The 5,244-nt window shown below is 42.3% G+C and carries 2 protein-coding genes and 1 pseudogene; all 3 read left to right on the top strand.

What is annotated here, in order from left to right:
- Positions 1–254 precede the first annotated feature (254 nt).
- Positions 255–1,625, top strand: a complete 1,371-nt coding sequence (locus IBX40_10800; GenBank protein ID MBE0524805.1) for an SEC-C domain-containing protein — start codon at positions 255–257, stop codon at positions 1,623–1,625.
- 411 nt (positions 1,626–2,036) lie between these two features.
- A pseudogene (locus IBX40_10795) lies at positions 2,037–4,063 on the top strand (SAM-dependent DNA methyltransferase).
- A complete protein-coding gene (locus IBX40_10790; protein ID MBE0524804.1) occupies positions 4,038–5,099 on the top strand; it encodes a DUF1016 domain-containing protein in 1,062 nt (353 codons plus the stop codon). The pseudogene IBX40_10795 and the gene IBX40_10790 overlap by 26 nt, the downstream one beginning before the upstream one ends.
- The last annotated feature ends 145 nt before the right edge of the window (positions 5,100–5,244 follow it).

Raw genomic sequence — 5,244 nt, 5'->3', positions numbered from 1 at the left:
ACCATAAATATCACAGATACTATAATTAATTAATACATCATATAAATATGTATTTATTGTGATAATATAGTTACTTTTTACTACATAACTGGATTATGAGACTGTGCCGTGTTTGATGAGATGAAAGCTTTTAAAAAAAGACCTATTATCGTCTGGCAAAGCCCTGTACATAAAGAAAGTATAAGCCAGCAATGGTTCAATGCATTGGCGTCAAAATCGCCAACTTTATAATTCTAAATTCCATCTTAAAGACAATGAATCTGAAAGCTGGCAGGAACGAGCCATGCCCCTGTGGCAGTGGAAAGAAATATAAGAAATGCTGCATGCAAATACAGGAAATTAAAACGAAAGCAGAGCACAGTCTGAGGGAAAAGATACTTGAGTTTTCCAGAGAACCGCTCTTTAATGCTGATTTCGAAGAAGCCAAGAAGATATTTTTGGAAGGTAGAGAGCCTGATGAAGGTGATATGATCATGTTGACCGAGTGGTTCATTCATGATTACAGGCTGAAAGATTCTGGGAAAAGGATCATTGATTTGTTCTATCTTGAAAAAAATACATACATTGCCCCTCTTGAAAAAGAAATACTCGAAGGATGGCAGGATACTGCTCTAAGGGTTTATGAAGTAACAGGGATCGAAAGAGGCATAGGCATTTATATCAGAGATTTCTTTGAAAATAATGAAATATTTGTGAATGATATACGTTCTTCCAGAGGAATGATTAAATGGGACATTGGTGCCATGAGAATAATTAAAACGCTTGGCAAATTTTACCTCTCTGGAGCAGCATGTCTCTTGCCAGCAACTGGCAAGAATGAGATGATCCGGTTTGGCAGGGAAAGTTTCCTTAGATTCAAGATGGAAAAGCCAGAGGCTACATGGCAGCAATTTTTCAAAGAGTACGGCCATACTTTCATTAAATTCGCCCACATAAAAGCGGCACAGCCTCCAAAGATTATAACCCCGGAAGGAGATCCTGTTCTTTTTGCAAAAGCGATCTATAAAGTCAGGGATTATAATAAGGCGGTGAGTGCACTTTATGACATACCTTCCCTTAGAATTCTTGAGTCTGACCAGGATGAAATTCACTTTGGGCTGGTCGCGGAAATAAGAGATCATAATATCAGCGCAGGAGAGATCATGTTTGAAACATCTCTTGTTTCTGATATAGGCGATCCACAATACAGGTCAATGGGAGATCTGACAATTAATAATAAGCAGCTTATATTGGATTGTCTTTCCGAAAAAAGGCTTGAACTTGGGAAGGATGTGCTTAAAACTCTGGGAGATTCCATTGAATTTCAATCGGAATCAAAAAAACCCCTGGATACAGGCGGCAGAAAAAATAAGATCGCAAAGAATAAAACCCAACAAAATGAATTAGATGAGCCTGTTCGTGAAGCGCTGAGGAAGAAATTACTGGAAGACCATTACCGAAAATGGGTGGATATGCCCATCTCATCTTTAGGGGGAATGACACCCAGAGACGCCTCAAAAACACAGGAAGGGAAAGCGAAGCTTAAAGAACTCCTTAAAGTCCTGGAAAACGCTGAAGAACGGAGAAAGAGGTCTGGGGAGCCGAGCTACGATGTAAGCAAACTGCGCAAAGTGCTTGGCATTTGAGCTTCTGCTGATATAAACAATAACTTCAAACAGCCATTTTTTCGAATTTGATATCAAGGTTTACCCCAAAACACCTGTGAGTTTGGTTTTGGTCAGTGAGCCATCTCTTGAAAAAGTGGCTGAAAATAAAACAAGTTTGCAAAACCATGATATTTTATTCAAAGATCAAGGTTGTGGATCAATTACTGATTTCTAAGCCTTAAACTCAATAGTAATGAATGCATTAAAGATATGTTTTCTATGAAGCGATTTGGAGAATGTAGATACAAATTCAGAAAGTTAAAATAAAAGTAGAACCTGAAATATTGATAACAAAATAATATAGATAAAGGAAAAAAGGAAAAATGTTACTCAATCTATGGCTTCGTCTATTTTCTAAACGTTCGAACACTAAAAAAACCGGTGTTGAAAATGAATAACTTTAACGAAAAAGTAAGCTTCATCTGGTCAGTGGCAGACCTGTTACGTGGGCCATACCGCCCCAACCAGTATAAGGACGTCATGCTCCCGTTGACCGTCCTTCGACGTCTTGACTGTGTGCTTGAGCCTACTAAAGATGAAGTATTTAAAAAGTACAAAAACCTGGAAGATGGTAAGATTACGAACATTGAGCCAATTCTTAACCGGGTTGCTGGTCAGTCATTCCACAATACAAGCCGTTTCACTTTTGAGAAATTGAAAGGGGACCCTGATAACATTGCGGCAAACCTGACCCAGTATATCAAGAGTTTCTCTAACCATGCCCGTGAGATTATCGAACACTTTGGTTTTGAAGAACATATTGCTAAACTCGAAAAAGCAGATCGCTTGTATCAGGTTGTTGCAAAGTTCTGCGAGATTGACCTGCACCCTGATAAGGTGTCTAACATAGAGATGGGGTATGTCTTTGAGGAACTTATCAGGCGGTTCAATGAAGCCAGTAATGAGGAGGCTGGCGACCACTTCACACCAAGGGAAGTTATCAGGCTAATGGTTAACCTGATATTTGCTCCTGATAACGATATCTTAACTACTAAGGGTATTGTAAAGACGCTTTACGATCCCGCGGCTGGGACAGGTGGAATGCTGTCTGTTTCTGAGGAATACCTTCGTGAGTTGAACCCTGATGCAACGCTTGAGGTATTTGCCCAGGACTATAACCCGCAATCATACGCTATCTGCGGTTCTGATATGATGATAAAGGGTCAGAGCATGGACAATATCAGGTTCGGTGACAGCTTTACCAATGATTATTTTTCAGATAAGACTTTTGATTACATGCTTGCCAATCCCCCATTTGGTGTGGAATGGAAGCCCCAGCAGAATTTCATTCAGAAAGAGCATGATGAACAAGGATACGGCGGGCGATTCGGTGCGGGATTGCCTCGCATTAATGATGGTTCTTTCCTGTTCCTCCAGCACATGATCAGCAAGATGAAGGATAGAGGAGAAGGCGGTACAAGATTGGCAATTGTCTTTAACGGCTCACCGCTTTTCACAGGAGCGGCAGGGTCAGGAGAGAGCAATATCCGCAAATGGATCATTGAAAGTGATTGGCTTGATGCTATTGTAGCCCTTCCGGATCAGCTTTTTTACAATACGGGTATCAGCACATATCTGTTTATTGTGACAAACCGCAAGGAAAAACACCGCCGGGGCAGGATTCAGCTAATTGATGCTACCGGATTCTTTTTGAAGATGCGTAAGAGCCTTGGTAATAAACGTAACGAGATCGGGGACGGGCGCAGTGGTAAAGCTGACCATATCGCTGAGATTACCCGACTTTACGGTGATTTCACTGAGGGCGAGTATGTGAAAATTTTTGATAACACTGATTTTGGCTACCAGAGAATTACTGTGGAGCGACCCCTGCGGCTTAATTTTGCGGTTAATGAAGAGAGGCTTGAAAAGGTAAAAGAGACAAGCCCGTTTGTCAGTCTGGCAAGCAGTAAGAAGCGCAAAGATACGGAAAAGGTTGAAGCTGAGATCGCTGAAGGTAACAAGATGCAGCAGTCGATTCTGGACGCGCTGGGTACAATTTCTTTAAGTGGTGTGGTAAAGAACCGGGACGAGTTTACGAAGTTGATGAAGAACGCATTCAGGGATTCCGGTCTGAACATCCTGCTCCATTATTCAAAGCCATCCTGATGGCACTTTCTGAACGGAATGAGGCAGCAGATTTATGCACAGACAAGAACGGCAATCCTGAACCAGATTCGGAACTGCGTGATTATGAGAACGTACCGCTTAAAGAAGATATAGCTGATTATGTGGCGTGTGAGGTATTGCCTCATGTGCCTGATGCCCGGGTGGATGAATCAAAGACAAAAACGGGTTATGAGATTAATTTTAACCGCTATTTCTACAAATATACTCCACCCCGACCGCTTGAGGAGATAGAGGGAGAATTGAAGGGGATCGAGAAGGAGATAGCTGAGATGCTTGAGGAAATGGTGTGAAGCTCATAGTAGAAACCGCAGAGGACACAGAGGAACGCAGAGGGTGTTAAATTTGAAAACTATAAGTTTTAATCAGGAGAGACAAAATAAAGACGAATCTCTGCGTTTTATTAATACTGAAATCCTCGGGAATGAGCGTGCTGAGTATGGTAAAGAAATTGTCTCCGCACTATCGAGACAATTGATTGCAGAGTATAGAAAAGGCTTTGCTCGTTCAAATATTTTCTACATGATTCGTTTTGCTGAGGTTTATCCTGATGAGAAGATTGTCCACGCACTGAGTGGACAATTGAGCTGGACCCATTTTCGGGAGATCATCCACATCAAAGATAATCTCAAGCGGGATTTCTATGCCGAAATGTGCCGTGTTGAGCGATGGAGCACCCGTACCATGCGTGCCAAAATACAGGGGATGTTGTATGAACGTACCGCTATATCTAAAAAGCCTGCACAGCTTGCCAGACAGGAACTTGAAACACTTAGGGATGAAGATCGTATGACCCCTGATCTGGTTTTCCGTGACCCTTATCTTCTTGATTTTCTGGGTCTTGCTGATACCTACAGCGAACGGGATCTGGAATCAGCTATCCTTGTGGAACTTGAACGGTTTTTGCTGGAACTTGGCACAGATTTCAGTTTTATAGCTCGCCAGAAGCGGATTAGTATTGATAATGAGGACTACTATATTGACCTGCTTTTTTACCATCGCGGGATGCACTGCCTGGTCGCTATTGAACTTAAGCTGGGAATATTTCAGGCAGCAGATAAAGGTCAGATGGAGCTTTACCTGCGCTGGCTTGATAAATACGAGAAACGCGAGGGTGAAGGTATGCCGCTGGGACTTATATTATGTGCGGAAAAGTCTTATGAGCATGTGGAACTTCTGCGGCTGGAAGAGAGTGGGATACACATTGCCGAATACCTGACTGAGCTGCCGCCGATACATGTGCTTGAGGCAAAGCTGCATGAAGCGATTCGTATGGCTCGGGAACAGATAGCAGCCCGCGAGGTTCCAAGACTGGAGGGAGCGAAATGAGTTTGTCAATGAAAAATACTTACTCGAATCCGAACTCACTGCATGCAGAATTCTCATCGAGTTTTATGTTTTTGAAGAAATATAAACCGCAGATGAACGCAGGCGTGCCGAGCTAAGCTCATATTCGCCAGCTGGTGAAAATCCA

This window comes from Methanosarcinales archaeon, assembly GCA_014859725.1.
In the GTDB taxonomy this organism is placed as follows: Archaea; Halobacteriota; Methanosarcinia; order Methanosarcinales; family Methanocomedenaceae; genus Kmv04.
The sequence above is the reverse complement of the archived record's forward strand: the minus strand, read 5'-3'. Positions and strand labels throughout refer to the sequence as shown.